At 63.8% G+C, this 915-nt stretch carries 1 protein-coding gene; it reads right to left on the bottom strand.

All coding sequences use genetic code 11. From position 1 onward, the window contains the following. The coding region (locus tag IEX32_RS20390; protein WP_188773358.1) for an ISAs1 family transposase at nt 1–826 on the bottom strand (826 nt) is incomplete at its 3' end. Nucleotides 827–915: the final 89 nt, after the last annotated feature.

Raw genomic sequence — 915 nt, 5'->3', positions numbered from 1 at the left:
CGACGTCGGGCAGGCGCAGTTCGCCGGGGAAGCGGCGGTCACCGTTCAGCCAGTCGACCTCGCGCGCCAGTGTCACGGTGCGCTGCTCGATGCGGCCATGGCCCTTGTCGGTCTCGGTTTCGGTGCGCTCGAGGCGGGCGGCGGGGGCCTGCGCGAACAGGTCCTCGATTTCCTTGCGCAAGGTCGGCTGATTGGCTTTGACCGCCAGCAGATAATCAGCCCCGGCGCTGCGTACGGCTTTGGCGATGGCCGCGTTGCAGGCGATCGCATCGATGGTGACCACTGCGCCCTTGAGCCCGCCATGCTCAGCCAGTCGCTCGAGCAGCCGCGGAATGGCGGTGATTTCGCTGCTCTTGTCGGCGATCGCCTCCTGCCCGAGCACCAGCCGGCTGGTGGTGGCGAACGCCGAGACCAGATGCAGCGCCGGCTCGCCGGCAGCCCGATCATGGCTGCCCCGCGAAGTCTTGCCGTCGATCGCCACAAGCTCCGGCCGATCCGGCCAGCAGGCACGCACCCAGTCGGTGAAACACGCGGAAAACAGCGCCGGATTGATCCGGTTCATCAAAAGCGTCATCCAGCGCCCCGTCGGCACGCCATGATGATAGGGTAAAAATCGCCGCAGAAAATCGAGATGCTCTTCTCCCCACGCCCCAATCGCATCATAGCTGTCGCAATCCGCAATCGTGGCGCACACCGTCAGCAACAGCACCTCACGAAGCGGATAAGCCACACGATGCTGCGGCCGCGGGTCCTCGATCCGCCCGAAATGCTCCAGCAACAGCTTGAGCCGCGACTTCTCGCTAAAACCTGTGTCCCACTCGTCCATGTGCGCCTCCCAAATAGCGCGCACACAGATTCAGCCTTCGCTCAAATCGTAAAGACCCTTTTTTCCGTTAACCTGAGTTCGGAGCCCTG

Source organism: Novosphingobium endophyticum (genome assembly GCF_014640675.1).
GTDB classification, from domain to species: Bacteria; Pseudomonadota; Alphaproteobacteria; order Sphingomonadales; family Sphingomonadaceae; genus Novosphingobium; species Novosphingobium endophyticum.
Note: the sequence above shows the minus strand (reverse complement) of the source record. Positions and strands in the feature narration are given on the sequence as shown.